This is a genomic window from Cupriavidus sp. D39 (genome assembly GCF_026627925.1).
Taxonomy (GTDB): domain Bacteria; phylum Pseudomonadota; class Gammaproteobacteria; order Burkholderiales; family Burkholderiaceae; genus Cupriavidus; species Cupriavidus ulmosensis.
The window spans coordinates 12,707-38,361 of sequence record NZ_JAPNLE010000009.1; the positions used below are offsets into that span (position 1 = coordinate 12,707).

General features: G+C 61.0%; 39 protein-coding genes. 36 read left to right on the forward strand and 3 right to left on the reverse strand.

The genetic code is table 11. The features are described from left to right. Window positions 1–4: 4 nt before the first annotated feature. The 14 genes from OMK73_RS11475 to OMK73_RS11540 all read left to right on the forward strand — a co-directional run bounded on the left by OMK73_RS11475 (window position 5) and on the right by OMK73_RS11540 (window position 6,389). Window positions 5–325 carry an endonuclease domain-containing protein gene (locus OMK73_RS11475; protein ID WP_267602174.1) on the forward strand — a complete coding sequence of 107 codons (321 nt, stop codon included), beginning with the start codon at window positions 5–7 and terminating at the stop codon, window positions 323–325. After that, window positions 322–615, forward strand: coding sequence for a hypothetical protein (locus OMK73_RS11480; RefSeq protein ID WP_267602175.1), 294 nt, complete (start codon window positions 322–324; stop codon window positions 613–615). The genes OMK73_RS11475 and OMK73_RS11480 overlap by 4 nt, the downstream gene beginning before the upstream one ends. Before the next feature lie 2 nt (window positions 616–617). After that, entirely contained in the window at window positions 618–1,088 is a 471-nt protein-coding gene (locus OMK73_RS11485) for a hypothetical protein (RefSeq protein ID WP_267602176.1), read from the forward strand. A 292-nt stretch (window positions 1,089–1,380) separates the two neighbouring features. Continuing rightward, window positions 1,381–2,055, forward strand: a complete 675-nt coding sequence (locus OMK73_RS11490; protein ID WP_267602177.1) for a hypothetical protein — start codon at window positions 1,381–1,383, stop codon at window positions 2,053–2,055. Further along, window positions 2,039–2,299, forward strand: coding sequence for a DUF3850 domain-containing protein (locus OMK73_RS11495; RefSeq protein ID WP_267602178.1), 261 nt, complete (start codon window positions 2,039–2,041; stop codon window positions 2,297–2,299). The genes OMK73_RS11490 and OMK73_RS11495 overlap by 17 nt, the downstream gene beginning before the upstream one ends. Next, the gene (locus OMK73_RS11500) at window positions 2,292–2,429 is read left to right on the forward strand and encodes a hypothetical protein (protein WP_267602179.1); all 138 of its coding nucleotides are present in this window, start codon (window positions 2,292–2,294) and stop codon (window positions 2,427–2,429) included. The genes OMK73_RS11495 and OMK73_RS11500 overlap by 8 nt, the downstream gene beginning before the upstream one ends. Beyond that, window positions 2,422–2,757 (forward strand): hypothetical protein, encoded by a 336-nt coding sequence (locus tag OMK73_RS11505; protein ID WP_267602180.1) that lies wholly within the window; start codon window positions 2,422–2,424, stop codon window positions 2,755–2,757. The genes OMK73_RS11500 and OMK73_RS11505 overlap by 8 nt, the downstream gene beginning before the upstream one ends. Continuing rightward, window positions 2,754–3,005, forward strand: a complete 252-nt coding sequence (locus OMK73_RS11510; protein WP_267602181.1) for a hypothetical protein — start codon at window positions 2,754–2,756, stop codon at window positions 3,003–3,005. The genes OMK73_RS11505 and OMK73_RS11510 overlap by 4 nt, the downstream gene beginning before the upstream one ends. Then, window positions 2,998–3,426 (forward strand): hypothetical protein, encoded by a 429-nt coding sequence (locus OMK73_RS11515; protein WP_267602182.1) that lies wholly within the window; start codon window positions 2,998–3,000, stop codon window positions 3,424–3,426. Before OMK73_RS11510 ends, OMK73_RS11515 begins: the two co-directional genes overlap by 8 nt. Next, window positions 3,423–3,560 (forward strand): hypothetical protein, encoded by a 138-nt coding sequence (locus OMK73_RS11520; RefSeq protein WP_267602183.1) that lies wholly within the window; start codon window positions 3,423–3,425, stop codon window positions 3,558–3,560. The genes OMK73_RS11515 and OMK73_RS11520 overlap by 4 nt, the downstream gene beginning before the upstream one ends. A 321-nt stretch (window positions 3,561–3,881) precedes the next feature. Then, the gene (locus tag OMK73_RS11525; protein WP_267602184.1) at window positions 3,882–4,661 is read left to right on the forward strand and encodes a response regulator transcription factor; all 780 of its coding nucleotides are present in this window, start codon (window positions 3,882–3,884) and stop codon (window positions 4,659–4,661) included. Between the two features lie 135 nt (window positions 4,662–4,796). Further along, window positions 4,797–5,276, forward strand: a complete 480-nt coding sequence (locus tag OMK73_RS11530; RefSeq protein ID WP_267602185.1) for a hypothetical protein — start codon at window positions 4,797–4,799, stop codon at window positions 5,274–5,276. After that, window positions 5,276–5,746, forward strand: coding sequence for a hypothetical protein (locus OMK73_RS11535; protein WP_267602186.1), 471 nt, complete (start codon window positions 5,276–5,278; stop codon window positions 5,744–5,746). Before OMK73_RS11530 ends, OMK73_RS11535 begins: the two co-directional genes overlap by 1 nt. A 202-nt stretch (window positions 5,747–5,948) precedes the next feature. Beyond that, the gene (locus OMK73_RS11540) at window positions 5,949–6,389 is read left to right on the forward strand and encodes a hypothetical protein (protein WP_267602187.1); all 441 of its coding nucleotides are present in this window, start codon (window positions 5,949–5,951) and stop codon (window positions 6,387–6,389) included. A 73-nt stretch (window positions 6,390–6,462) separates the two neighbouring features. Here the strand turns inward: OMK73_RS11540 and OMK73_RS11545 are convergent, their stop codons facing one another. Then, window positions 6,463–6,900, reverse strand: a complete 438-nt coding sequence (locus OMK73_RS11545; RefSeq protein WP_267602188.1) for a hypothetical protein — start codon at window positions 6,898–6,900, stop codon at window positions 6,463–6,465. Between the two features lie 529 nt (window positions 6,901–7,429). Between OMK73_RS11545 and OMK73_RS11550 the strand changes: the two genes are divergently transcribed. From OMK73_RS11550 to OMK73_RS11565, 4 genes are all read left to right on the forward strand, one after another. Then, window positions 7,430–7,696 carry a hypothetical protein gene (locus OMK73_RS11550; protein ID WP_267602189.1) on the forward strand — a complete coding sequence of 89 codons (267 nt, stop codon included), beginning with the start codon at window positions 7,430–7,432 and terminating at the stop codon, window positions 7,694–7,696. A 157-nt stretch (window positions 7,697–7,853) separates the two neighbouring features. After that, window positions 7,854–8,141 (forward strand): hypothetical protein, encoded by a 288-nt coding sequence (locus tag OMK73_RS11555; protein ID WP_267602190.1) that lies wholly within the window; start codon window positions 7,854–7,856, stop codon window positions 8,139–8,141. A 2-nt stretch (window positions 8,142–8,143) separates the two neighbouring features. Beyond that, entirely contained in the window at window positions 8,144–8,452 is a 309-nt protein-coding gene (locus OMK73_RS11560) for a hypothetical protein (protein WP_267602191.1), read from the forward strand. 20 nt (window positions 8,453–8,472) lie between these two features. After that, complete coding sequence (locus OMK73_RS11565) at window positions 8,473–8,766, forward strand: hypothetical protein (protein ID WP_267602192.1); 294 nt, start codon at window positions 8,473–8,475, stop codon at window positions 8,764–8,766. A gap of 400 nt (window positions 8,767–9,166) precedes the next feature. Here the strand turns inward: OMK73_RS11565 and OMK73_RS11570 are convergent, their stop codons facing one another. After that, a complete protein-coding gene (locus OMK73_RS11570) occupies window positions 9,167–9,664 on the reverse strand; it encodes a hypothetical protein (protein WP_324291718.1) in 498 nt (165 codons plus the stop codon). Here OMK73_RS11570 and OMK73_RS11575 point away from each other — a divergent pair. The 16 genes from OMK73_RS11575 to OMK73_RS11650 all read left to right on the forward strand — a co-directional run bounded on the left by OMK73_RS11575 (window position 9,612) and on the right by OMK73_RS11650 (window position 24,138). Continuing rightward, window positions 9,612–11,561 carry a phage terminase large subunit family protein gene (locus tag OMK73_RS11575; RefSeq protein WP_324291719.1) on the forward strand — a complete coding sequence of 650 codons (1,950 nt, stop codon included), beginning with the start codon at window positions 9,612–9,614 and terminating at the stop codon, window positions 11,559–11,561. The genes OMK73_RS11570 and OMK73_RS11575 overlap by 53 nt on opposite strands. Before the next feature lie 7 nt (window positions 11,562–11,568). Further along, on the forward strand, window positions 11,569–11,814 hold the full coding sequence (gpW, locus tag OMK73_RS11580; RefSeq protein WP_267602194.1) for a gpW family head-tail joining protein: 246 nt from the start codon (window positions 11,569–11,571) through the stop codon (window positions 11,812–11,814). Continuing rightward, window positions 11,814–13,475 (forward strand): phage portal protein, encoded by a 1,662-nt coding sequence (locus tag OMK73_RS11585; protein WP_267602195.1) that lies wholly within the window; start codon window positions 11,814–11,816, stop codon window positions 13,473–13,475. Before gpW ends, OMK73_RS11585 begins: the two co-directional genes overlap by 1 nt. Further along, window positions 13,472–14,350 (forward strand): S49 family peptidase, encoded by an 879-nt coding sequence (locus OMK73_RS11590; RefSeq protein ID WP_267602196.1) that lies wholly within the window; start codon window positions 13,472–13,474, stop codon window positions 14,348–14,350. The genes OMK73_RS11585 and OMK73_RS11590 overlap by 4 nt, the downstream gene beginning before the upstream one ends. A gap of 167 nt (window positions 14,351–14,517) precedes the next feature. Next, window positions 14,518–14,997 (forward strand): hypothetical protein, encoded by a 480-nt coding sequence (locus OMK73_RS11595; protein ID WP_267602197.1) that lies wholly within the window; start codon window positions 14,518–14,520, stop codon window positions 14,995–14,997. 27 nt (window positions 14,998–15,024) lie between these two features. Further along, entirely contained in the window at window positions 15,025–15,957 is a 933-nt protein-coding gene (locus OMK73_RS11600) for a head decoration protein (protein ID WP_267602198.1), read from the forward strand. A gap of 105 nt (window positions 15,958–16,062) precedes the next feature. Further along, complete coding sequence (locus OMK73_RS11605) at window positions 16,063–17,127, forward strand: major capsid protein (protein WP_267602199.1); 1,065 nt, start codon at window positions 16,063–16,065, stop codon at window positions 17,125–17,127. Further along, window positions 17,127–17,459 carry a head-tail joining protein gene (locus tag OMK73_RS11610; protein WP_267602200.1) on the forward strand — a complete coding sequence of 111 codons (333 nt, stop codon included), beginning with the start codon at window positions 17,127–17,129 and terminating at the stop codon, window positions 17,457–17,459. Before OMK73_RS11605 ends, OMK73_RS11610 begins: the two co-directional genes overlap by 1 nt. Beyond that, window positions 17,456–18,166 (forward strand): ABC transporter permease, encoded by a 711-nt coding sequence (locus OMK73_RS11615; RefSeq protein ID WP_267602201.1) that lies wholly within the window; start codon window positions 17,456–17,458, stop codon window positions 18,164–18,166. Before OMK73_RS11610 ends, OMK73_RS11615 begins: the two co-directional genes overlap by 4 nt. A 10-nt stretch (window positions 18,167–18,176) precedes the next feature. Continuing rightward, window positions 18,177–18,359: a DUF2635 domain-containing protein gene (locus OMK73_RS11620; protein WP_267602202.1), complete on the forward strand. Its 183-nt coding sequence runs from the start codon at window positions 18,177–18,179 to the stop codon at window positions 18,357–18,359. A gap of 42 nt (window positions 18,360–18,401) precedes the next feature. Further along, window positions 18,402–19,901, forward strand: coding sequence for a phage tail sheath subtilisin-like domain-containing protein (locus OMK73_RS11625; RefSeq protein WP_267602203.1), 1,500 nt, complete (start codon window positions 18,402–18,404; stop codon window positions 19,899–19,901). 59 nt (window positions 19,902–19,960) lie between these two features. Further along, window positions 19,961–20,332 (forward strand): phage tail tube protein, encoded by a 372-nt coding sequence (locus tag OMK73_RS11630; protein ID WP_267602204.1) that lies wholly within the window; start codon window positions 19,961–19,963, stop codon window positions 20,330–20,332. A 3-nt stretch (window positions 20,333–20,335) separates the two neighbouring features. Continuing rightward, window positions 20,336–20,623, forward strand: coding sequence for a phage tail assembly protein (locus tag OMK73_RS11635; RefSeq protein WP_267602205.1), 288 nt, complete (start codon window positions 20,336–20,338; stop codon window positions 20,621–20,623). A gap of 118 nt (window positions 20,624–20,741) precedes the next feature. Beyond that, complete coding sequence (locus tag OMK73_RS11640; protein ID WP_267602206.1) at window positions 20,742–22,670, forward strand: phage tail tape measure protein; 1,929 nt, start codon at window positions 20,742–20,744, stop codon at window positions 22,668–22,670. After that, window positions 22,667–23,779, forward strand: a complete 1,113-nt coding sequence (locus tag OMK73_RS11645; protein WP_267602207.1) for a DNA circularization N-terminal domain-containing protein — start codon at window positions 22,667–22,669, stop codon at window positions 23,777–23,779. Before OMK73_RS11640 ends, OMK73_RS11645 begins: the two co-directional genes overlap by 4 nt. Further along, entirely contained in the window at window positions 23,776–24,138 is a 363-nt protein-coding gene (locus OMK73_RS11650) for a hypothetical protein (RefSeq protein WP_267602208.1), read from the forward strand. The genes OMK73_RS11645 and OMK73_RS11650 overlap by 4 nt, the downstream gene beginning before the upstream one ends. Here the strand turns inward: OMK73_RS11650 and OMK73_RS11655 are convergent. Further along, a complete protein-coding gene (locus tag OMK73_RS11655; protein WP_267602209.1) occupies window positions 24,114–24,485 on the reverse strand; it encodes a hypothetical protein in 372 nt (123 codons plus the stop codon). The two genes, OMK73_RS11650 and OMK73_RS11655, sit on opposite strands and share 25 nt — an antisense overlap. Before the next feature lie 65 nt (window positions 24,486–24,550). Between OMK73_RS11655 and OMK73_RS38295 the strand changes: the two genes are divergently transcribed. Together OMK73_RS38295 and OMK73_RS11660 are read left to right on the forward strand one after the other, a co-directional pair. Further along, window positions 24,551–24,859, forward strand: coding sequence for a phage baseplate assembly protein (locus tag OMK73_RS38295; RefSeq protein ID WP_324291805.1), 309 nt, complete (start codon window positions 24,551–24,553; stop codon window positions 24,857–24,859). Continuing rightward, a complete protein-coding gene (locus OMK73_RS11660) occupies window positions 24,847–25,602 on the forward strand; it encodes a phage baseplate assembly protein (protein ID WP_267602210.1) in 756 nt (251 codons plus the stop codon). Before OMK73_RS38295 ends, OMK73_RS11660 begins: the two co-directional genes overlap by 13 nt. Window positions 25,603–25,655: the final 53 nt, after the last annotated feature.

A 25,655-nucleotide genomic window follows, 5' to 3' on the forward strand; every position in this document is an offset into this window, starting at 1 on the left:
CGCGGTGGGAAGCCTGGGCGAAGAAATCTTTGCCCTCCACCTAAAGGCATCGGGTTTGAGTGCACCGGAGCGGGAACACCGGTTCGATGCAGTGCGTAAGTGGCGGTTTGACTTTGCATGGCCGGCGAAGCGGCTGGCGGTGGAAGTGGAGGGCGGTACCTGGACTGGCGGGCGACATACCCGGGGTTCGGGCTACCAGGCGGACCTGGAGAAATACAACGCGGCGGCGGCACAGGGATGGACGGTGCTGCGGTTCACGACGGGCCAGGTGAAGACGGGAGAGGCGCTGGCGGTGGTGCTGGCGGCCATGAAGGAGAGGGCATGAACGGCGAACTGAGCTGTGAAGTGGTGGGCAACGAGCTGGTGATCAGAGTGCCGGTGAGCGCATTGGCGAAGGCGACGGAGATCATGCTGCCCGATCTGCTGATGATAGATCCGGACGAGCATCCGGACCCGGTCAAGGTGACGGATCCCCTGGAATGGGCTGAAGCGGTGGTAGAGGCCCTGACGGAAGAGAAAGAGGACGGCACCACGCGCATCAATCGGATGTTCGATGACGCCTTCAAGCACGCCAGCGAGCAGGGCGCCGAAGGCATCGAAGTTGAGGGAGCGTAGCCATGAAGCTGATCCGCAATCTCCTTGCGCGTATTTTCGGCAAGAACCGCCCCGAGGCCGAAGTTGCCTCCAGTCGAGAAATCGCAATCTCCGCACCCGTCATCAATCTGGCTTCCCGCCTGAATCCGCAAGTGCCGCCGCGCCGCAACCCGACGGCGCCGTCGCGCGCTGTGGCAGCTGCGTCCGTCCCGCGCCGCGCGCCGGTATCGGCAGCCGCCCCGTCTGCCTCCCGCTCGAGCACGACCGATGACGGCATGTCCATGCTGCCGGCGGCGATGCTGCTCTCCAGCCACTCGGACGATGGGAGTGCCGCGGACTCTGGTTCGTTCGGCAACAGCTGGTCGGCGCCGGTGAGCCGGGGCGGGTCCTTCGACGGCGGCGGCGCGTCGGGAAACTGGGATAGCGGGTCGAGCTCGTCCTCGGATAGCTGTTCGTCGTCGGACAGCGGCAGTTCGTCCTGCAGCTCCGACTGAGGGGGATGACATGGACGTTCCCGCTTTCATTTGGTTTGCGCTGGTGGTGGTGATCGTCGGCGCTCTGGTGGTCTGGGAGAAACGGCGATGACCTGTACGAATTGCGGTGGCAACACCCATACCGCGCCGCACTGCCCCATGAACCGCGGCGTTCGAATTGCAAGACCTATAACGGAGACAAAATGAGTAAGATCTTCAAGTACCTGGACGAGCATATCCCTGCTTTCGTCATTGGTGGCCTGGCGGGCGTGGTGATCGCCTTTGCTGTGATCTTGCCTGCGCGGGGTTTGCTATGACCGCTATCTGCTTCAAATGCGGCCATCCGCCGCACGATGGGTCCTGCGTGAATGTCGCGCCGCAGCAGCCCACCGCACAACCGTTCACCGTTGTAGCGGGAAAGATCGAAGGCGACGGCGAGCACAATTACAAGTACGTCGAATCGTTTGCGGATGTCATGGACGCCGTCCGCGCGCTGGATACCTGTAAGGGCTACCACTTCGCGGAGATCGAGTACCGCGCCGCTCCCCCGGCACCTGTCAGCCGGGCGGAATTGGGTATCAGCGAGGAGGATCAGCGCGCGGCGGGCGAGGCAGTGCGAACCCATCCTGATTTGAAGCGCGCACTGGACGAGGACTTGGCGATGACTGCCGCAGTCATCGCAATCGACACCGTTGTCCGTCGCCACGCAGATCAGTCCGCTCCCAATGAGGGTGGCAGCGAGCCGGTGGCGAATGGTTTGAGGGGTTGGAAGATTCAGCCGGATGAGGAGGGCTGGCGTGTCGTGTCTCCGAGCGGAGATGGATGCTACCTGTGGGATGCCGATGCGCGCCACGGTCAGATAACCGGGACGGATATACGTAAAGTATTCCGTCAACTTTGTTCATCGCTCATATACGCCGCCCCCAGCCTGCCGCGATCGCATCGCAGGACGAAAAGAAGGGAGAGAGCCAATGAGCCGTATCCATGAGTTGAAATGCAACCCCGTACCGTTCAACGATCTGCTGTCCGGGCAGAAGCGGGCCGAGGTGCGGAAGGATGACCGGGGATTCTGTGAGGGCGATATTCTCCGGCTCCGCGAGCACATTGCAGTGACGCCCCATACTTACACGGGGCGCGAGTTCACTGCAGAGATCACGCACATCCAGCGGGGCTACGGTCTGCCGGATGGGCTTGTCGTGCTTTCGATCAAGAAGGGAGAGAGCCATGAGTGACACGAAACTGGATCTGGACGCGCTTGAACGCGAAGCAGAAGCCATGCGCTCATTTTCCGCGTGGCGAATCATCGCCCGCTTTGATCGCCCGCATTGGGGCGCTTACTTCAAGGAGGCCAGCCATGACTGAGAGCGCAGAGCGGCTGGAGCGCGATGACGGCGCGGACGACGAGAGCGGCGCGTTGACCATTGAATCCATCGAGCGGACAGCGGCTATCTGCTCAGAGTTCTTCGGGTCACGCTTGCGGTTCCTGATCGCCCGCATCCGCGAACTCGAAAGCCTCCCCGACACCCGCGCAATGGGGGCGAGCGCGCTGTCGGATGAAGTGCGCGATGCACTGCAATGGGCTGAAAAGACCATCGACATCCTTTGGGTCTCGCATCACGCGAATCGCGCTGACCAAGCCCTAGAGAGAATCCGCGCCATCCTCGCCGCATCGCAGGCCGACAAGTCATGAGCGCGACATTTGAGGTAGGCCAGACGGTTGTATTGCGGCACGACATCATCGACCCGGCTGACGACTGCCATCCATCCTCGCTGTGCGGGAAGGGCGGCGATGAGGTTGTCATTCGCTATGCGTCCTCGTTCGGTGCTTTCGACTGGTACGTGTCGCACGCTCACCGAACTGACGCCGCTTTTGCGGTCACGAGCAATGAGATTGAGGCCGCATCGCAGGCCGAAAAGAAGGGAGAGGGCCATGAGTGACACGAAACTGGATTTGGACGCGCTGGAACGCGAGGCAGAAGCCATGCGCTCATTTTCCGCGTGGCGCATCATCGCCCGCTTGATCGCCCGCATTCGCGAATTGGAAAGCCGCCCCGACACCCGCGCAATGGGGGCGAGCGCGGTGACTGATGAGGTAATCCGTCAGGTGTTCATCGCCGCAGGAGAGCCGCGTCCGAAGCAGTGCCATATTGACGCTGCCCGCGCCCTCCTGGCCGCGCAGCCCAGCGAGGACAAGCGCTCCGAAGCCGTTTGCATCAAGGAACTTTTCGAGCGGCAAGCGGCCGGCTTTGCTCGCGCGTTCGAGGCGCTTGGTATCGACGCCGACGACGACAGAGAGCGCTCATGGTCGTCGCTAGTTCTCGCCATCCGCGCCGCAATCGCCAAAGGAGAGGGGAAGTGAAAACCGTATTCGCCTATCTCGGCGTGTTCATCGTAGCTCTTGCCGTGGCAGGACAACTCGGCATCGGGCATTTCCGCCTCTACTACGGACCGCAGCCAATGGAGTGCAAACAAGGAGCCAATCATGCTGACTGACAACGCAGAGCGGCTGGAGCGCGAGGAGTTTGAGGCGTGGTGGCGCGTTGACTGTCCATCTCCTGGGTCGGGCAGCAGACACGAAACCGGGATGTACAGAAGCTCCCACATGGAGTGGGCTTGGCGTGCGTGGCAAGCCGCACGCCGAGCGCCCGCAGCAGGGGCGCCGGAGTATAGCTACCCGACCGTGATTGACCGCAGCCACCCGAATCAAGGCTACGTGACTTACGGCTTCGCCACTGAGGAAGAATGCTCCCAGTTCATCAAGGCGACTCGACGTGGATCGCACCGCGCCGCTCCCGCAGCGCCCAAGGAGACGGTATGACCGCCATATCCGACCGTGAAGCCGATGTGCTCGCCCTTGTACGCCAGGGGAAAGCCAACAAGGTGATCGCCCGCGAACTCGGCGTTTCCATCCACACCATCAAGACGCACGTATCCAACATCATGCGCAAGCTCGGCGCTAGCAACCGTACGGAACTTGCAGTCATGGCCACTGCCGCGCGATCAATAGCGTCAGTTCTGGGCGTTTCCGGCGAGCAGGTCACACAAGACTGGGCGCGCACGAGCTACTCGAGCGCAAAGGGGGTGTATGAGCAAGAGCCTCACTGGAAAGCGTGCCTTCGAGGCAATGGGCCGGCGCGCACAGTCCTTGGGCCTGCCCTCGATCCACGGCCGTGCGCAACGCCAGCAGTGGCCGCTGTGGGCCCGCACCGCATTCGCTGCCGGCTGGCACATGAACGCACCGTGGAGACGCAAATGACTGGGCCTCGCATTCTCTCTGCCGAAGACCTGAACCTGACGGAGCGCGCAGCTCGTGCCGCTGGGTATGAGGTGCAGCGATTTCGGGCGCGGGACCTCGAGGTGATCCAGATCCGCGAGCCGGGCGGTCAATGGCGCCAGTTCGACCCGCTGAACGACGACGCCGAGACATTCCGGCTGATGGTGGATTGCGATGTGCCCCCATTGCCTGGTACCGCCTGCATCATCGCGGCCGGCGGGGTGGTCGAGCAGATGGCGAACCATTCGAACCGCCGCGCAGCCTGCCGCCGAGCCATCGTGCGCGCCGTTGCCAAGGACTTCAGGGAGGGCTACCGATGAGCGCAGAAGCCATTTGCAGCGCATTCGTGGCCGGGGCGATGGCGGTGATCATCGGGTCTATCGTCTGGGTCATGGTGCGTAGGGCATGAGCATCGACGCGTTCTGCAACGCCTTTGATAAGCGGGAGGGAGATGAATGACGCCAGGGAAGGTCGAGGCGAAATTGCGTGGGCAGACAACCATAGCGAAGAAGGTCTTCGAGATGGTACCGATTCAGGAGGCGTGGTCGTGCAACCAGATCCTGGCAGCGCTCCACCGCGTGACGCGCAGCAGCATGGATTATCAAATCATGCAGGGCTGTCTCGTCGCGCTTAAAGGGGCTGGTCTAGTGCGTGAGCCGAAGGGCGGGCTGTTCCAGCGCGCTGAAATCAAGGAAAAGGCGGAAGACAAGATGGCAAATGCGGCAGACAAGGCGGTCGAAGTAGCAGTGCAGGCAGCGGCCAGTGGCGCCAAGAAGTCGCCGATAGAGATCCTGGCAGGCATCGCCAGCCACCTCCGGATGATTGCCTCGGACATCGAGACCGCGGCGATTGTGATCGAGGAGGGGATTGCCGAGAAGGATGAAAACCTCGGCAAGCTCAAGCAGCTCCAATCCATCCTCAAGAGCTTGTCCTGATGGCCGGCAACAAGAAGCCCCGCAAGCCATACCGGCAAGCCTGGAATGCCGGCGGCGTGAAGTTGCGCACCGAGCCGTGGAAGGTGGATGCTGTATTCCGTCCGCTGGAGAACATCCTGGCCGCCATCGAGCGCGACGGTACCGTGACCGCCACTGTCGCCGGCGTGCCGGTCTTTCAGGACTGCAACGACGGTTGTTGGTACGAGACGGCGCCGGCTATCGAGGGCGTTGTGGCTGCGTACGAGATCCACGCCAGCCGGCAGCGCCGGGCTCTCCCGCTGGAATCGCTCCGCCTCCTGGTGCGGAAGATCCGCTACAGCATGCCTCTGCAGCAATCCGACGTCGATAGCTCGCGCGCTGCGCTGGGGGCTTTGCGCGCCGAAAGCATGGAGATGCGATCGGACTATGCCCGTGACCTGGTGAAGATCACTCAGATCCGCATTGAGCTGGACAAAAAGGAGGCAGCTTGATCCACCCGAGCTATATGTATCGCCTTACCCCGGAAGAGATCGCCATCCGCCGGGAGGAGGAGCGGAGCAGGGCGGACAAGGCCTGCGGCGGGTGCATGCACCGATCACCATTCGTAGACCAGGCGGGTGAGCAGCTGCGGGAGTGCAAGTTCAAGAAGCGGGAATACGGGCGCAGATGTGATTTGTTTGACCGGGGACACGGATGACGATAGAAGCGAGATTGGAAAATTGGGGAAGAGTGGTTCGTGATCCGCGCTGGCAGCCGCAGCACTGCGCGTCATGGGCAAAGCTGGCAACGGCGCTGGGGCGCCAGGACGACACCGAAGCGCCGCAGCAGATAGTCTTGAAGGATGTGGCGGATGGGTGGCTGCTCGAGCAGGCCTGGCAGACCATCAATGACCCGCTGTCGAAGCGGCTGCTGCAGTATCACTTCGTGCACCGCATGTCGGCTGAGATGGTCTGCCGGATGCTGGTCCGCCGCTACGGGGCATCCCCGAACACGCTCAAACACTGGAGGGTCAGGTTGGCGAAAGCGCTTTCGGTGATGTCCCGGGTGGTAGAGACGGAAGAGGCGCGGGCCCGCGCCAAAGAAGAGGTTGACCGGGTGCTGGCGTACACCCGTGACGTCATGTCGGTAGCCTGATTGGCTGCGAGCGGCGGTGGACTGCGGGCGGGTATTGCGTTTGGTGCCTGTCAGCCCCCCCGTGGCAATGAGGCTATTGGCCGAATTGGTCCGCCGAGTACATATTGATCAGTGAGGCGAATCTGCCGCTCCCGCAGATATGAAGATGGATGTAGTACGATTTCCCGACACGGATGAAATTGTTGGCTTGACCGCGAGCAGATCCAGGGAGATTGCCGATGTTCGTCGGGACCGCCCACTGATTTCCCTTCTTGTCAGTGAACCTGAAGCTTTCCAGTGTTGCGCCGCTAGAACTAAACTGCACGCCCTCCACCTTAACCGTGCCTACGCGCTGTTCGCAGCCGCTTCCGGGCTCATCCATGATGTCCTCCATATTTACCAATCCGCTTACGACAGCCGCCGGGAGCTTGTTGGGGACCGGCTTGTACGCGTAGATCACCTTGCCATTGAAATCGTCTGCATGAACGACAAGTGGCGCGCAGAGGGCAGCGGCCAGAAGGTACCGGATCATTTGATTCTCCCTGAATTGTTTGCCTGAGGCTGAAATTGGCTGGGAGGAAAGTGTGCGGAATAGGGTTAGGTTTGGCAAGAATCCGTGACCACCATCGTTCTTGATCTGTCGCGTATCCACACAAAGGAGGATGGTACAGGCTCTTGCAAAATCCCGTGACGTGGCATATTCTCCCTACCAGATTACTGATTGCCCATTGCGGCGTTACCGGTTAAGACCGAGACATAGCATCCCTTAGGAGGGATGCGTGTCTCTAGACGGAACGCGATGGATTGAAGCCCGCCAGGTTCGCGCCTCGCGGGCTTTTTGCGTTTCAGCCGGCTTTGGTGTGCCGCCCAGCGGTCCGCCCCCAGATAGCTCCTATCCCCATGCCGCTTGCGGCGGCACACCAAAGCTGAGTCGACCATGTACGCCTGGATGCTGATGAGTACCGTCGCTGAGATCATGGTGCGGGAGTGGTTTGGCCTTGGGATTTCCCCGTTATGGCGAGGGCTTCAGCCGGTAGCCACGGCAACAATGGAAGGATGACATGAAACGTTCGTTCCTCGCTGTATGGGCGTGCTCCCTCGCGCTCAGCCTCACCGCGTGCTGGCACACCGTGATCGATCTCGGCTTCCGCGCGTATCGCCGCGCCCGAGACTGGGTTGTCGACGCGGCCCGAGCTGTCTCGCCGAAGCTGCCCTCGGAGCGCCTGCCCGCCACCCGCTTCGACGCCGCTGCCGAATTCGTGCTTCGCATGGTCAAGCGCGACCGCCCCGTGATCCAGGCTCGATGGCGCATGTGCCCATCCGCTTGATCTGACGCTGTATTTCCGTTGTCTCCTCTCAGGTCTCCCACTTGGGATTGCCCGCCGATCCCCATCGTGCGGGCCTTTTCTTTTCCGCTATCTCATTGCTGGCGGGTTTGCGGCGCTTAGCTGATGCCTGGCGCGATCCTATTGAGGCGATCAAGCCATGGCAAGACCCGCGAAGACCGCAAAGAGCAATGCAGCTAGCGCGGCCGCCGAACTCATTGGCGAAACTGTGCTGATGCGCTCGGCCTTGTGGCTGAATGGGCGCCGCATGGTAGCGGCAATCGTCACCGGCATTGAAGAGGCGGAATTTGCCTTGGCCGGGGCGCTCGCCATTGTGTCGGTGACGGCCTTCCCGCCCGGTGCGCCATCTCGCATGATGCATGACGTGCCTTTGTTCGAGAAGGAGCCGCCGGCGGAGGTGATCCCCGCTGCTTGGCGCAAGGCCTGAGCATGATCAACATCTCTGTCCGCTTCGATGTCAAGGCATTGCAGCGCAGCCTCGACAACTTCGCACGTAAGCAGGTGCCGTTCGCTACGGCGCAGGCGCTGAACGTGGTGGCGAAGCAGGTTCAGGCTGCCGAGCGGGCGAACATGGCGAAGGTGCTGGATAAGCCCACGCCTTTCACGCTGAACTCTGTCGGCGTTAAGTTGGCGACCAAGAGCAGCCTCACCGCGACCGTCTACGTCAAGGACATCGCTGCAGCCTACCTTGAGCCATACGAGAAGGGGGTAGCAACAAGCTCAACGCACGCGCGTTGATCAAGCCTGTGGGGCAGAAGGTGAACCAATACGGGAACCTGCCGCGCACCACGGTCAAGCGACTGGCAGCAAAGAAGAATGTCTTTGTCGGCAAGATCAAGACCAAGGCCGGTGAGGTCGATGGTGTATGGCAGCGGACGAGGGCAGTGCGGGGCAAGGGCGCCGGCCTGAAGCTGTTGGTCAAGTTCCAGGATGCGCACCAGGTCCGTCAGCGTCTCGGCTATACGGACCTTGCCCGCAAGGTGGTGGCCAGCTCATTCCGTCGCGAGCTCGGCGTGGCGCTGGCGCGCGCCCTCGCGAATGCGAAAAAGTGACGAAAGCGCACGGGTCCCTCCTGGCACTCCGGCAGCGGGGGCAATTGCGCACCGCGGTTTAACCCCAGCTATGAATTTCGAAAGGGGTTCGCACCTTGCCCGCTGGCATTTCCCTCCGCGAGTTCGCGCGGCGTGATGGTTGCTCTGACACGCTGGTTCGCAAAGCGCTGAAAGCCAACAGGCTCAAGGCTTTCGAGGATGGGTCACTTGATCCGGCGCTGGTCGGAACGGCCTGGCGCGAAGCGAATGCGAAGGGTGCGAACCCTGCGAACCCTAGTGCGAACAGTTCGCACCCGGTTCGCAGTTCGCAGCCCGTTCGCACCGAGCCGGCGATTTCTGATGGCGAGAGCCTGCAGGACGCGGCGAAGCGGCTAGCCGATTCCGGCGAGGTCAAGATGACCTACGCCGAGGCGCTAGAGAAAAGGAAACGTACCTCGCGCTGCTCCGCCAGCTCGAGTACGAACAAAAGACCGGGTCGCTTGTCGAGTTCGATACCGCGCAAGCCATCCTTTTCGAGGAGTTCCGTGCGCAGCGTGATGCATGGCTGAATTGGCCGACGCGGGTAGGCCCGCTGTTGGCCGCTGATCTCGGTCTCGAAGCAGACAAGGTTACCGAGGCCCTCACCGCGCATGTCCACAAGCAAATCACCGACCTCGGTGAGCCGGAGGCCAATTTCACCGAGCGAGAAGGCTGAGCGGCTGCGGCTCGCCTGTCGGCGGGCATGGACACCTCCGCCACGCATCAGCGTGCCGGCATGGGCTGACAAGTATCGCAAGCTGGCGAAGGAGGCCGGCAGCACGTCGGGTAACTGGTCGACGTCGACCGTTGAGGTGGCGCGCGGCCCCATGCTGGCTGTCACCGAGCCCGGCGTCCACGTCATCACGACGATGGTCAGCACGCAGCTGCTCAAGACCGCACTGCTGGAGAATATTTTCGGGTACTTCGCCCACCTGGATCCGTGCCCGATCCTACTGCTGCAGCCTAAGGAGGCCGCGGCAGAGCAGTTCAGCAAGGAGCGGATCAGCCCACTGATCCGTGTGACACCGGTTCTGCGGGATCTCGTCGGTACCAGCAAGACCCGCAACGCGGATGAGACGCTGCTGTTCAAGGCGTTCCCAGGTGGATTCCTGGCCCTAGCCGGCGCCGGCAGTCCGGACAACCTGGCGCGGCGCCCGGTGCGAGTGATCCTCGCGGACGAGGTCGATAAGTACCCTGTCACGCGGGAAGGTGAGCCGATCGCGCTGGCCGAAGAGCGTACGGCGACGTTCGGTGTGAACTGGCTCTCCGTCCGCGCCTGCTCGCCCACGGTTGAGGACGAGAGCCGGATCGAGAGCAGCTACAAGGACTCAGATCAGCGACGCGCATCGGTGGCCTGCCCGCATTGCGGGCACCGCATGTTCCTCGACTTCTTCAAACATGTCGATTGGGAAAAACGACGCGATGAAAATGGGAATGTGCTCGAGCACTTCCCAAAGACGGCGCGCATTGCTTGCGAGTCGTGTGGCGAGATCTGGTCCGAAGGCGATCGCCTTCGTTCGTTGCGCTCAGTTCGATGGCATCAGACGCGCCCATTCGAGTGCTGTGGCAATCGGCATGTCCCGCTCGATGACTACGAGCGCGCCTGGCGCGGCCCGGAGGATGAGCGCGCTACCACAATAGAGGCGGCCTTGTCGGCTGTATGGGATTGGTGGGAAAGCGATAGGTACGCAGTCTATAGGGCTAAGTGCCCTGATTGCGGGACTTGGCGGGTCGATAACGAGCATGCCGGCTTCCAGGCCGGGAAGCTGTATAGCCCGTGGCAGAAGGATAAGCCGTCCGACATTGCCGCGAAGTGGCTTGCTGCTCAGGGTGATGAGGACAAGAAACAGACCTGGTGGAATACCCAGGCCGGCTTGCCATACCGACCGAACTCGGGCAAGACGCTGCGCCTCGATGCGCTGCTTTCTCGTGGCGAGCGCTGGCCGGCCGCGGTGCCTGACGGCGTTGCCGTCATCACCATCGGTGTGGATACGCAGGACTACCGATTCGAAGTGGAAGTGGTCGGGTGGGGCCGCAATGAAGAGAGTTGGTCGATCGCCTATGAGGTGATTGAGGGTGATATGGAAACGCCAGATCCCTGGGGGCGCCTTGATGCGCTGCTGAATCGGATCTGGCATCGCGCGGATGGTCGCGGCTTTGAGGCGATGGCCGTTTGTATCGACTCCGGCGGTCACCATACGCAGAAGGTCTATGACTTCTCTAAGGCCAGGCTTGGTCGGCGGGTGTGGGCGATCAAGGGAGAATCGGCAGTTGCAGGTAAGCGGAACCCGGTTTGGCCCGTGAAGAAGCCGTCCCGGCGCACCAAAGCATCCTTCCGCCCCGTCATCTTGGGGGTCAATGCGGCCAAGGACACGATCCGAAACCGGTTGCACGTCGAGAACCCGGGCGCCGGCTACATGCATTTCCCGAGTGATCGGGACATCGGCTACTTCGAGCAGCTGACGTCGGAGCGCTCTGTTGTCAAAGTCGTCAGCGGCCAGAAATTCCGGGTGTGGGAGCTGCCGCCGGGACGTGCCAATGAGGCCCTTGACTGCCGGGTCTATGCCTACGGCGCGCTCTGTGGCCTGACTCACCTTGGACTCAAGTTGAATAAGCGCGCGGACGACATAGCCATCCCGTTGCAGATGGGCGGGGATGGCGTTTGGGCGCCCCCAGCTGCAGACGCGTCGCCGCCGGTGGCGACGCCGGAAGCAATGGCGTCCACGGAAGCAAACGCAAAACCTGCGAAAAAGTCTCTCGCCAGTCGCTTGGCATAGGAAAAAAATGGCCATCACGGATGGAATGAACACTGCCGACATGCAGTCGCGGTTGGCCGCTTTGCAGGCGGCCTACTTCGACCTGTCCATGGGCGGAAAGATCGTGACGGCTACCTACAACCAGGGCGACGGCACGAAGTCGGTCACGTATCAGCAGAGCGACATCGCGCAGATTCAACGCAGCATCCTCATGTTGCAGAAGGCGCTAGGCATCATCTGCCACTATCCGCGGGCCCGAAGGATCTTGTTTTAATGCCATCCCTTATCGTCGACTCTAGCGGCAAGCCTTTCGGGGATCTGCCTGCCGGCGGTCGTGCGCGCGCTGATACTGGGCTGGGTGGTACGGTGCTCTCCGTGCCGCCATACTCGAATGCGTTTCCCTATGAAGCGTCGAGCTATCAGACGCCCGAGATGGGTAACTGGCAGCCTTGGATTCGCTCGCCGGACTCGGAAATCAACCTGCACCGCGACCAGATGGTCGCGCGTCACAGGGATCTGGCGCGTAACGACGGCTGGGCATCGGGCGGCGTCACCAGGATTCTCGACAATACGGTCGGTGCGCACCTACGGTTGTCGGCGAATCCCGACTATCTTGCCCTTTCGATGCTCTCGAAAGGGTTTGATGCGACCTGGGCGGATGAATTCCGTCGCGCCGTCGAGGCGCTGTGGCGCGGCTACTCCGAGGACCTTGGTCACTACAACGATGTATCCCGGGAACTCACTATCTCGCAACAGCTTCGCCTCGGTTTGAGGCACAAGCTGGTCGATGGCGAAAGCCTGTTCGTCACGTACTGGATGCCAGAGCGCGTCGGTCGCGGCGCGGCTAAGTATGCAACGGCGTTCCTGCTGGTAGATCCGGACCGTCTGTCGAATCCATATCAGATGATGGATACGCGGCAACTCCGCGGCGGCGTGGAGATCGACGAGAACGGCGTGCCGATCGCATATCACATCCGGAAGGCCGAGCAGAACGACTGGTACAACGCCTACGAGTCGATGGTATGGGAGCGTATCGAACGCGAGGATCCAGACGGCTGGCGCCGAGTGATTCATGACTTTGAGCGTGATCGCGCCGGCCAACACCGCGGCATAGGCATATTCACCCCGGTGCTCAAGCACGCGAAGATGCTTGCGCGGTACTACGGCGTCGAACTGCAGGCCGCTACGGTGGCGACCATCTTCGGCACGTACGTGACGAGCCCGTTCGATCCCAAGATGATCGAATCTGCGATGGACAGCGAAGGCGAAGATTTGGGCTTCTATCAGGATCTGCGTGCGGATTGGTCGAAAGAGCGGCCGGCGATGCTGAATAATGTTCGCGTGCCGACCCTGGCGCCTGGCGAAGAAATCAAGCAGGTAGCTGCTGCGCACCCGCATGACGGATTTTCTGACTTTGCGCACGAAATGCTCCGATCGATCGCGGCCGCATTGGGTGTATCTGCAGAACAGATCACGCAGGACTGGTCGAAGACCAACTACTCAAGCGCTCGCGCTGCATTGCTCGAGAGCTGGAAGACGCTATCCAGGCGGAACACTGAGTTCAAGGTCGGAACCGCGACGCCCATGTATGCAACCTGGCTTCAGGAAGGAATGGAGCGCGGCGATCTAGACGACGTTCTCCCGCGCAATGCGCCGGATTTTATCGAGGCCGCGACGGCATACGCACGCTGTGACTGGCTTGGTGTGGCGCGCGGCTGGGTTGATCCTGTCAAGGAAAAGCAAGGTGCCATCCTTGGTCTTGATGGTGGTCTATCGACACTGAAGCGCGAGTGCGCAGAGCAAGGCCTCGATTGGGAAGAGGTGCTGAACCAGCGCGCGATCGAAGTTGCCGAATTCAAGCGCCTTGGTCTGCCTCCGCCGAAATGGTTTGGAGAGGCAGCAACGGAAGCTGCCGGGGAGCCGCAAGCAGAATGAAAAGCTATCCATTTGCAGCAGCGCGGATATTCGATGTCCCGTTGGCGATTCACCCATCGAAAGGGCAGGTTATCGCGAAGGCGCTCGCAAGCCGATTCGGTATCGGCGATGTCTCGTTTGCAGGCGACGCACCGGTTATCGTCAAGCCGATGGCATATGACGAATGGGACGATGGTCCGTCTGAGGCCTATGAGGAAACGCCCTACGATCTGAGCCAAGGTGTCGCAATCATCGACGTCTCTGGGACGCTAGTCCAGAAGAGTAGCAACCTGCGGCCATACTCGGGGATGCTCGGATACAACGCAATCCGCTATAACTTCCTTGAGGCGCTGAATGATGACCAGGTCAAGGCCATCGTCCTGTCAGTGGATTCACCGGGCGGCGAGGTGGCGGGCTGCTTTGACCTTGCCGATCTGATCTACAGCTCGCGGAGCGTCAAGCCGACTCTGGCGATACTGAGTGAATGCGCTTATAGCGCGGCGTATGCGCTAGCCAGCGCGTGCGAGCAGATCACGGTGCCGCGCACTGGCGGGACGGGGTCAGTAGGCGTGATTTGCATGCATATCGACCAAAGTAAGGCGATCGACAAGGCCGGCATTGCGGTGACGATTATCAAATACGGCGATCGTAAGGCCGACGGCAATCAGTTTAGCCCGCTATCCAAGGAGGCGCTGGAGCGATTTCAGGCTGACGTGGACGAAATGGGTGAGCTCTTCGTCGCTACCGTAGCCCGCAACAGAAATCTGCCTATCGACGTCGTTCGAAAGACGCAGGCCACAACGTTTCTCGGTGCCGCTGGCGTCGAGATCGGCTTTGCCGACGCCGTGATGGCGCCGGACGAAGCATTCGAATCCCTGCTCGCCGAGCTGGGCTGACACTCCCCACCCAAGAGGTTCCAAATATGAGTATTCGCACCCTCGCGGCGCGCGGGCTCTCGTTCGCCCATCTCGTCGGCATATCTACCCGCGCTGCTCGCGCAGAAAGTGAAGACGACGAGCGAAAGCAACGTGAAGGCGAGGCGGACGATGACTACGCCAAGCGCATGGAAGAGAAGGACAAGGAAGAAGAAGAGGCCCGCAAAGCCGAACAAGAGCGCAAAGACGAAGAGGCGAAGGCCGAGGAAGAGCGCAAGAGGGAAGAAGAGGCACGGGCACGTGGCGAGAACGATGACGACACCGATCCGGACGCCGAAGACGACGATGAAGAAATGCGCGGGAAGAGCGCAGTAGCTCGCGCCCGGCTGCGTGAGCAAGTGCGTTGCGCTGCGATCTTCGCTTCCAAAGCTGCCGCTCGCAATCCCATGCTCGCGGCGAACCTGGCGTTCAAGACGCGGATGACACGCGCCGAAGCGATCGCGACGCTCGAGGGCGCGCCGGCGCCGGCACCGGCAGCGCACGTCAATCGATCGACGCGGAACCCGATTCTCGGCGCCGATGGCGGCGCCAAGCCGTCTCCTCAGCAGGCGTTGGCGGCCCGCTGGGACGCGAACCTGAAGGCTGCCAACCCGTCGAGCCGCCGCTAACCACTTCTGTCCCAAAGGAACTGAATCATGGGTAACCCCACTTACACGCCGTTTCAGGAGACATTCCACAACGGCGGCTTTCTCGTCTCGCAGGCGAACGGCCATCAGTCGATCGATCAGGGAGCGCTGACCGGCGGCGTCAAGGTCCTGGCGGGCACCGTGCTCGGTACCGTCACGTCCGCAGTCACCGCAGCGGCTGCCGCACTCGGTGCAAACACCGGTAACGGCACGTTCGGCGCGATCACGGCGCAGGCTGCGCCGGCGACGATGATTGGCGTCTACAGCCTCCTGTTCACCGCTGCGACGGCCTTTACGGTCACCGCACCGGATGGCCAGACTGCAACCGGTTCGACCGGCGTCGCATTCAGCGCTCTCGGTATCGGTTTCACCATCACGGCCGGCGGCACCGCCTTCGTGGCTGGCGACACCTTCACTGTGACGACCACTGCCGCACCCGGTAACCCGGGCATTACTTCGGCCGCCGGCGGCTCCAATACCGGTAACGGGACGATGGGTTCGCTGACCGCCGCTGGCTACGCCGCCAAGGTCGGTGCCTACGCTGTCGAGTTCGATGACGCCACGCACTTCATCGTGTCCGATCCGGCGGGCGCCGAAGTTGGCCACGGCACGACCGGCGTCGCCTTCAAGGCGGGCGGCCTGTCGTTCACGATCACGGCCGGCGGTACGGCGTTTGTTCCGGGCGACAGCTTCGCGGTCACGGTCGCAACTGGATCGGGCAAGTACAAGCCCTTCGACCCGGCCAACGTCGACGGATCGCAGGTTCCGAGTGGCATTCTGTTTGCCACCAAGGACGTCACGACCGTCGACAAGCCCTGCGCCGTGGTCGTCCGACAGTGTGAAGTGAACGCCTCCGAATTGGTATGGCCGACTGGCATGAGCGCCGCCGCGATCGCCACTGCCACCGCGCAATTGAAGGCCCTCGGCATCCAGCCGCGGTAGCGCGCAATTGATCTGACCAGCAAGCCGCCCACGGGCGGCTCTTTCGTTTCCGCAATTCAATAGGCCGCCAGCGTGGCGGCTTTTCTTTTCCAAAAGGAACAAGCCATGGCTGGCGAAATCATTGACATCTTCAACAGCGACGCCTTCAGCGCACTGACCCTGACGCAGGGAGTGCAGCGCAACCCGTACCAACCGGGTGCGCTGGGTCGCCTGAACATCTTCGATCCCAACCCGATCCGTACCACCGCCGTGTCGGTCGAAGAGCGTACCGGTACGTTGAAGCTCATCGGCTTCAGTGAGCGCGGCACCGAAGGCACGCAACGTACGACCGAGAAGCGCAAGATGCGCTACTTCGACGTGCCGCGTCTGATGCACGACGACACGGTCCACACATACGAAATCCAGAATATTCGCGAGTTCCCGGAAGGCCCGACGGGCCAGATCGTGACCGTGCCGATGCAACTCGAGCGCGAAGTTGCGCGTCGGCTGGCTGGCCCGACCGGCCTGCTGGCCAGCGTCGAGTACACGAAGGAGTATCTGCGACTCGCTGCGGTGCAGGGCCTGGTGCTCGACCCGAAGGACGGCTCCGTTCTGTACAACTGGTTCGATGAGTTCCAGATCGCGCAGGCCGCAGAAACCGGCTTCAACCTGGCCGCTGGCACCGCAAACAGCCTGCGTCCGATCATCAACGGCATCAAACGCTCGATGGCCCGCAAGGCGCAGGGCGCTTTCACGCAGTCGACCCGCATCATGGCGCTGTGCGGTGACTCCTTTTACGATTCTTTCTCGAACCATCCGGACGTGATCCGTACCTTCCTGAACTGGGAAGGCGCGCGCGACATTCGCGACGATGCATTCGGCGATGCGTTTGCCTCGTTCGAATTCGACGGCATCACCTGGGTGAACTACCGCGGTTCGGACGACAATTCGACCGTCAAGATCGCCGACGACAAGGTCAAGTTCTTCCCGGTGAACGCACCTGGCATCTTCCAGGAAGTCCTGGCCCCGGGCGAGTCGGCTGAATTCATCAACCAGCCAGGCGCCCCGGTATATGTGCTGCCGATCGTGGATCGTGATCGGCGCATGTGGTGGAAGATGGAGGCGTACTCGTACCCTCTGTACCTGTGCACCCGCCCCGAGGTTCTGCTGAGCGGCCGCGCGGGGTCGTAATGCCCGTCAACTGGGATGTGGCGGTCCTGGGCCCGCTGATGGGCGTATTCGGTGAGCCGGCGACGTACTTGCCGGCCGCCGGCGGGTCCTTCTCGATCACGGCCGTGTTCGACGATGCCTACCTCAAGGAAGTGATGTTCGAGGATGCATCGACAGGCGTGACCGAGGTCAGCGCGGTCCTCGGCATCCAGCTTTCCCAGTTCCCGACGAAGCCTCTTCAGAACGACAAGCTTTCGGTATTGAGCGTCAACACGACCTACATCGTGCGAGACGCGCGCCCGGATAGCCGCGGCGGCATGAAGTTGCTGCTCAGCAAGGTTAGCTCGCCATGACGACATCTGCGGACCTGCGCGGCCTGTTTGTGGATGCGCTGAAGGGAGCGACCGATGCGGGGCAGGCAGTGTATTCGCCGTTCGATTGGGCGACCGCGCCCGATAACTACCCGCTCATCCTTGTGCATGCTCGCAAGGAGCGGAAGGTGTCGCTAGGTCCTAATGCGCCCGAGTTCGACGTTTATGCGACGCTTGAGATCGTTGCGAGAACAAAGTCTGCAGCGTTGGTAGGTGACGCCGGCTCCGCTGCTGCACTCGCCGCCGCAGAGCGCCTGAAGGCGCAGATAGAGGTGACGCTGATCAATAACCCTGTCATCTGGTCTGATCCGACTGGTGGCCAGCGCATTGAGCAGTTCACATCGGTGGACTCGGATCTGAATACGAGTTCCGAGGGCGAGATGCCCATGGCGGAGCTCGTAATGCAGATCGAGGTCAAGTTTTATCAGGGGCCAGAGGATTTCTATCCGATCCCAGTGGTCCCGTTGGAGACGGTCAACGTTCACGTTGACACCGTTTATCCGTTTGATTCGCGCGGGCAATACCCGAACCCGCCTTTCCCTGGCTCGGTACAGCCGGAGGCGCCGGTAACCCTAGGGGACGGCACGCAGGTTGTGCTGTCGGATGGCACGCAAGTCCTGCAGGACCAGCGCATTTCCGGCCCAGATGGCCGCGACGAAGGCGCCCTGACGATCACTCTCCCTCAATAAAGGAACGACCATGTTCGTGAAGCCAGCGCCTGGGATCAGGTTGCGCGATCCGGTGACGAAGCAATTCATTGCCGACGAAGGCCAGGAGGTCGACGATTTCGATCTGTTCTGGATTCGTCGGATCAACGACGGCGATGCGATCAAGGTTGACGCGCCCGTTGCAGCCAAGCCCGCCAAGGGCGCAGCGGCCTAATTCCTAACCGCACACAACAAACACCCCGCCTAGGCGGGGTGTTTGTTTTGGAGAACGCCAAGTGACGATTCCTTTCAAGAACATCCCGAGCAACCTTCGGGTTCCGCTCTTTACGCTGAGCTCGACAACAGCAACGCGAACACCGGCGCGACTACCCAGCGCGCGCTGATCATCGGCCAGATGACCGCCTCTGGCACTGGTGTCGCTGGCGTTCCGCAGATTTCGCAGGGCGCGACGGAAGCCAAGACGGTGGGCGGCCAAGGCTCGATGCTCGCGCTGATGACTGCTGCATACCGTGCCGCCGATCCATTCGGCGAAGTCTGGTATCTTCCGCTCGCTGACGATGGCTCGGCCGTTGCCGCTACCGGTACGCTCGCGTTCACCGCGGCGGCAACGGCGACCGGCGTGCTGTATCTGTATATCGCAGGCCAGCGCGTCACGATGACCGTGACCTCGACGCAGACGACTGCGCAACTCGCGACGGCCCTTGCCGCGGCAATCAATGCGATCGGCGACCTCCCGGTTACCGCAGCTGCCACGACCTCGACTGTGACCCTCACGGCCAAGAACAAGGGACTCGCCGGCAACGACATCGACATTCGCCTGAATTACCGCGGCGCGGCGGGCGGCGAATCGCTCCCGGTTGGCTTGGCCGTGACTATCACTGCCATGGCGAGCGGCGCGGTAAATCCGACGCTGACGACCGGGCTGGCGAACCTGCTGGACAAAGAGTTCGATTTCATCGCACTTCCGTACACGGATTCGACCTCGCTCGACGTCATCAAGTCGTTCTTGAGTAGTGCGACTGGCCGCTGGAGTTGGAGCAAGCAGATCTACGGCCACGCCTTCGCGGGCTATCGCGGCACGCTCGGCTCGCTGACTACGTTCGGCACGACTCGCAATGATGAGCACGTGTCCGTAATGGGGTTCAACGATTCGCCTTCGCCCGCATGGATTTTGGCGGCTGACTTGGCCGCGACCGCGGCGGCGTCCGTTCGCGCCGATCCTGCTCGTCCGCTGCAGACTCTGGCGCTTTCGACGTTCCTTGCCCCTCCGCTGCAATCGCGCTTCGCGCTCACCGACCGCAACACGCTGCTGTGGGATGGCATCTCCACTTTCGATGTGGCCGCCGACGGAACGGTGTCGATCGAGAACCTGATCACCACCTATCAACTTAACGCGTTCGGCCAGGCTGACAACAGCTATCTCGAAGCCGAGACGCTGTTCACGCTGGCATATGTGCTGCGCCAACTCCGTTCGGTCGTGACCAGCAAGTATTCGCGCATGAAGCTTGCCGCAGACGGCACGCGCTTTGCGCCTGGCTCTGCCATCGTTACGCCAGCCATCATCAAGGCCGACTTGATCGCGCAGTATCAGACGCTGGAATACAACGGCTTCGTACAGCAGAGCGATGAGTTCGCGAAGGGCCTGCTGGTTCAGCAAAACAGCAGCAACCCAAACCGCGTGGACGTGCTATATCCGGCCGTGTTGATTGCTCAGTTGCGCATCTTTGCGCTGCTGATGCAATTCAGCCTGTCGTAAGCGAACCTCAACACTGACAACCGCCTTCGGGCGGTTTCTTCATTTCTGGAGAGCCTACGATGGCAAATCCCAACCGCCTTGCCGGTACCGCAAGCCTGACGGTGGATGGTGTCAACTATCTACTGGTCGGCGATTTCGAATACAACCCATCGACGGTCACGCGAGAGTCGCTCGTCGGCATGGATGACGTCCATGGCTTCAGTGAAAAGAAGCGCGTCGGCTCGATCTCGGGCACGTTGCGCGATACGGGCGGCCTGACCGTCTCCGACCTAAATGGCATGGACAACGTTACCGTTGTTGCCCAGCTCGCCAACGGAAAAACGATCATCGGCCGCAACATGTGGACGGTGGAAGACCAGACCGTCAAATCAACGGACGCCACCATTGATGTGAAATGGGAAGGCCCGAAAGTATCGGAAACCACGAGCTAAGCCATGAGCCAACCCGAAGAAAAGACGATCAAGCTGCGCAAGCCGGTCAAGCTCGGCTCCGGTGAAACCGAAGTGGTCTACGACTCCCTGAGTCTGCGCGAACCGACTGCTGGCGAGTTGGACAAGGCGATGTCGGCCTCAACCAATATCGGCATTGGCATCACGCTGATTCACCTCATTTCCGGCGTGCCCCGGTCTGCTATCGAGAAGCTTTCGCAGCGTGACTTTACGGAGGCGAACGAGTATCTCGGGGGTTTTACCGACGATGGCCCGACGGCTGCGGAAGCGTAGTCGCCGAGGTCACGCATTTCTACCGCTGGGGGCCTGAAGATGCCTGGCGGTTGAGCCTATCTCGGTTGCAGTGGTGGCTGGAGCAGGCAATGCGCATTAAGACGAATATGGAGCAGTAATGGCGGCGGCATCGACGTTCCAGGTAACGATTTCTGCGGTTGATAAGGCGACAGCCTCTATCCGCAAGATCAAGGCGTCGATCGCTAACGTCACGAAGCCGGCAACCGACCTGAAGGCATCTTTCGCGGCCCTCGGGAAGGAGGTTGGGCTTGACCGGGTTGCCAAGGGCGTGAAGTCCATCGGTAGCGCGGCGCAGAATGCTGCACGTCATGTCACGTCCATGGTTCCGGCGTTGACGGCGATTGCCGGTATCGGTACGGTTGCGGGCATCACGGCGCTGGCTACGGAGTGGGGCAAGGCTGGATCAGAGATTCAGCGCACGTCTGGAGTCATCGGCGTTTCAGCGAACGACCTGCAGGTGTTTCGCAATGCGGCCAAACTGGCCGGGCTGTCTGCCGAGGATATGACTGGCGGACTGCAGGGCGTTGGCAATGTCCTCAACGACGCCACTTGGGGAAGAAACCAGCCGGCACTCGTCATGATGCGCATGCTCGGCATCGAGATGAAGAGGACCAAAGACGGATCAGTTGATGCCACGCGCGCACTGAAGGACGTGGCAAACGCCATAGCCGCACGCAAGGGAAACGTTCAGGCGCAACAGTTAATCGCCGGCACCTTCGGGCTATCGGCCCTCTTGCCGATGTTGCAGAAGGGCGAGAAGGGCATTGATGAGCTGACTGTGAGGTCCAAGAAGTTTTCACCGATCATCGACGCTAAGCAGTTGGCACAAGCCGATAGGTTCAATGAGAACCTGTTGAAACTTGAGGGGCAGGCGACAAAGCTCAAGTACGCGTTCGGCAACGCGATGGCCCCCGCCGTCGAGAGGGTGATGACCGCGGTCGGAAAACTGATCGACAAGTACGGCGAGGTGGCGGCGACCAAGGTTGCCGAGTACGTCGAGAAATTTGCTACATGGCTGGACCATGTTGATTGGGAGAAGACCGCCGAATCAGTTGGCAAGTTTGTGGATGCGATTGGCGGCGTGAAAGGTATTGCCATCGGCCTCGCTGCGATCACGTTCGCAGGGCCGATTGCTGGTGTGCTGAGCCTGATTTCGAACCTAGCGCTGCTGGCTACAGTCTCTGCGCCTACTGCTGCTGCAGCCCTATCGAAAGTCGCACTTCCTGCAGCCGCCGCTGCGGCGGGCGGGTATGGGCTCGGAACTCTTGCCCGCCCGTATTACGACAAGTATGTTCAATGGGCGACTGGCGGAGAGCGCTGGTCGCTGAATGACTACTTTACCGGGACGAACCGGCATGACCATGCTGCGACGGGCGGGTACACGCAAGAAGAACTGGACAGCGTGAAGGATGGTGGAGGCGCAAAGCTTTCTGCCTCCTCCAAGCAGCGCCTTGGCGCGGCTGATTTGTTCTCAGGGCTAGAGTCGCAATATGGGCTTCCCTCCGGCCTGCTGGACGGCGTATGGAGCGCCGAGTCCTCGCGCGGCAAAGACATGCTTTCCAAGCGCGGTGCAAAGGGTCATTTTGGGTTCATGGATGCCACCGCTAAGCAATATGGGCTAGACGACCCCAATGACCTGGGCAAGTCTGCGGACGCCGCGGCGCGCTATTACCGCGACCTGCTGAAGGCGAATGGGGGTGACTTGTCGAAAGCCGCCGCGGCGTACAACTGGGGGCCGGGTAACGTTAAAAAATACGGGATGGGTGCATTGCCTGCGGAAACGCGCGACTACATCACCAAGGTGAAATCGCAGATGCCTGGCGCATCTCTGTACGCAGGCCAGTCGTCGCCCATCGTCGCGGCGAACCAGTCCGGCATGAGTGAATCCGCGACTGCTGGCAAGGTTGTGGTAGAGGTCAACTTTACGAATGCACCTGCCGGCATGAAGTCGTCGGTTCGGTCGTCCGGCAATGTCTCGGCATCGGTCAATATCGGAAACGCTAACGTAACAGGGCCATCTGTATGAGCATCGCAAGCAGGGTCGGCAGCGCTGTCGGCAGCATCGGCGGTGTTGCGGCAGCAGCTGGGAAGCTGGCTAGTCTGTTTAACGGCGGGGGTGACTATTGGAGTCAACTTAGGCAGGCAAGTTACAACGGCGTCAAGTTTGGGGTTCTGTCTGATAGCGGGACGTTCGGGCGCCGCTCCGTTGTCCACGAATACCCGAGCAAGGAAACCCGGCCTTGGGTCGAGGATCTTGGTCTACAAACGACGGTTCTGCGGATCAACGGATTCCTTATCGAAAACAGCCTGGCCTACGATTCTTCTGGCTACGGTAGATCTGTTGTTGCTCAGCGGAATAAGCTGATTGAGGTGGTGCAGGGCGGGCTAAGCGGTATGACCGCGAAGCAGGGTCTCGGCACGCTCGTGCATCCGACGCTCGGGACGCTGAAGGCGAACTGCATGGAGCTGGAGTTTGGCGCCTCCTGGGATCGCGGCAGGGTTATCGAGGTCCGGCTAGTCTTTGTGCTGGGCGGAGATCGGCTCTACCCGCAAACAAAGAAACCGACCTCTGACGCAGTTAAGACAGCCGCTGCCGGCCTATACACGCCAACGTTCCTCGGATTCTTGAAGGCGCTGGCGTCAGCAGTGGTTGCTGGCGCCGCGGCAATCCAGGCGGCGGTATCTACAGCGGTTGGCTGGTATCAGGCCATCAACACGCTGATCCACGACGTAAAACGGTTCTGGAACTCGATTTCCACGCTTGCCGGGAACTTTGGCCGGCTGTTTGGAGGTGGCAATAGTGGCTATGCGGCCTCCGCTAGTAAGAAGGCCACTTCTGCGACGGTATCGAGCCTGATCGTCGCTGACACGGTGAACCGGGCCGCGGTCGCAACGGCAGGTGCCACCCTTGAGTCCGCTGCATCCAATGTGCTCGCCGATCCAGCGACGTTCGCGACGGCAGCCCAAGGTGTTGTATCTGCCCTTGCTGGGTCTGCCGCATCCCCGGCTGATGCGATCCGGCTGCTCTCCAGCCTGATGACATACAGTCCCACGCCAATAACGGGGCTTCTCAAATCGCTGTGGCACAGGCCGCGGTGCAGACTGCATGCGGCGATTTACTGCGCCGCTCCGTGATTGCACAAATCGCGATCTCGGCGACCAGTTACCAGCCATTTTCGGCAGATGACTCTGTCATGGTGCGAGACGCTATCGCCGAACTCATCGACAACGAGATCACGACTGCTGCGGATCAAGGCGAGGACGAGGTTTATCTCGCCCTGCGCGCGTTGCGGCAAGCGCTTGTCGAGGACTTCAACAGCCGGGGCGGCGGCCTGGCGGCGACCAAGACGTATTCGTTCGGGGCGCCTCTTCCTGCGCTGGTGCTGGCGAATCGGCTGTACCGCGATACGACCCGAAGCGACGAGCTGGTGACGCAGGCTGACCCGGTGCACCCCGCGTTTATGCCAACTCAGTTCCGCGCCTTGTCTTCTTGATGTTTGCATGAAAGATATTCGCTCGCCACGAACCCGGCCCCAGTATCGTTAATGATGATCTGCCTCACTCGAACCCATCCGCTCGGGGTGGCAAGCTTTCCTTCCACATATCCGCGAACATCGTCAGTCTTGTACGTATTTGCATATGTTCGCCCGCAGCCGGAGTCCTGGAGCATTTTCCGGTTGTAGTCAATGTTCGTGCGTCGGATGTCGAACCCAAAGGCCTGATACGAATACGCGGCTGCTTCTGCGGTAGTGCAAACAATCGCGTTAGGCGTTTTGAACTTGCATTCGTCCGCAATGGCGGAAGTCGAGAAGAAAAGTAGAGCTACCGCAATATTTTTCATTTCCAGTGCCGAGGTGTAATTTACATATGGTAGATGACAGCATTCTGCTATCCGTCCATGACTGCATGCTGTCTGGCTGGACCAGACTCAGAGTCACCAGCGGGATCGAGCGATTCCCCAGTGATTTCGAGCTTGGAATGACGGAACTATACCCCGGCCAGGCCAGCGATGTCGTTGTCCAGCCTGGAGACACGTGCAAGCTGATGGTTGGTGATACGCCTATTGTTACGGGGTACGTGGACCGCGTGGGCTCCAGCATCAGTCCGAACACGCACGAAATCCGTGTCACAGGCCGGGGAAGTGCCAGGATCTTCTTGATTGCGCCGCGGAGTGGCCGGCCGGGCAAATCTCAAATTGCACGGTGTACGACATAGCGAAGAAGCTGGCATCTGCGTACACCGTTGATGTGCAGTGCGATATTTCTGATCTCACAGTCATCCCGCAGCAGAACATCATGCTGGGGGAGACTGCATACGAGATCATCGAGCGGGCCGCTCGGTTTAGTGCGGTCCTGGTCTATGAGGGGCGGGATGGGGTTCTGATCCTGTCTCGCGCGAGCTATCTGGCGATGTCGAGCGGCGTCCAGGAGGGCGTCAACATGGAGAGCGCGGGCGTGGAGCGATCCATGGACCAGCGCTATTCTGAGGTGACTGCCGTCATGATCGGGACGAACAACCTGATGGATCTGAATGCAGTCGGTCAACCCGCATACACATCCATAGATGTGAACGTCCCGCGGCATCGACGCCGAATCATCATTTCGGAGTCTGGTGAACTGGGCTGGAGTGTCGGCAAGCAGCGCGCAGATTGGGAGGTCGCGCGACGGGCTGGACGCTCTGAGGTGTTGCATGTCGTGGTCGACAACTGGCGCGACGTGGGCGGCAACATATGGGAGCCTAACAAGCTAATAGACGTTCTGATTCCGTCGCTCAAAGTGTCTAAGGGTCCGGGTGGCTTGGAGCCGGTTCGCTACCTGATTAGCGAGGTGACGCTGAGTCTCAGTGAGGCGGGAACCCATGCCGAGTTGACCTTGATGACACCGGATGCGTTTAAGCCGCAGCCGATCCTGATTCAGAACCTCTACCCTGAACTTGCTATCCCGGCGCCAAGACAATGAGTGACCAACGCGGAATCATAGAGCGCCTGGCTAGGCGCGTTCTGCTGTCGCTG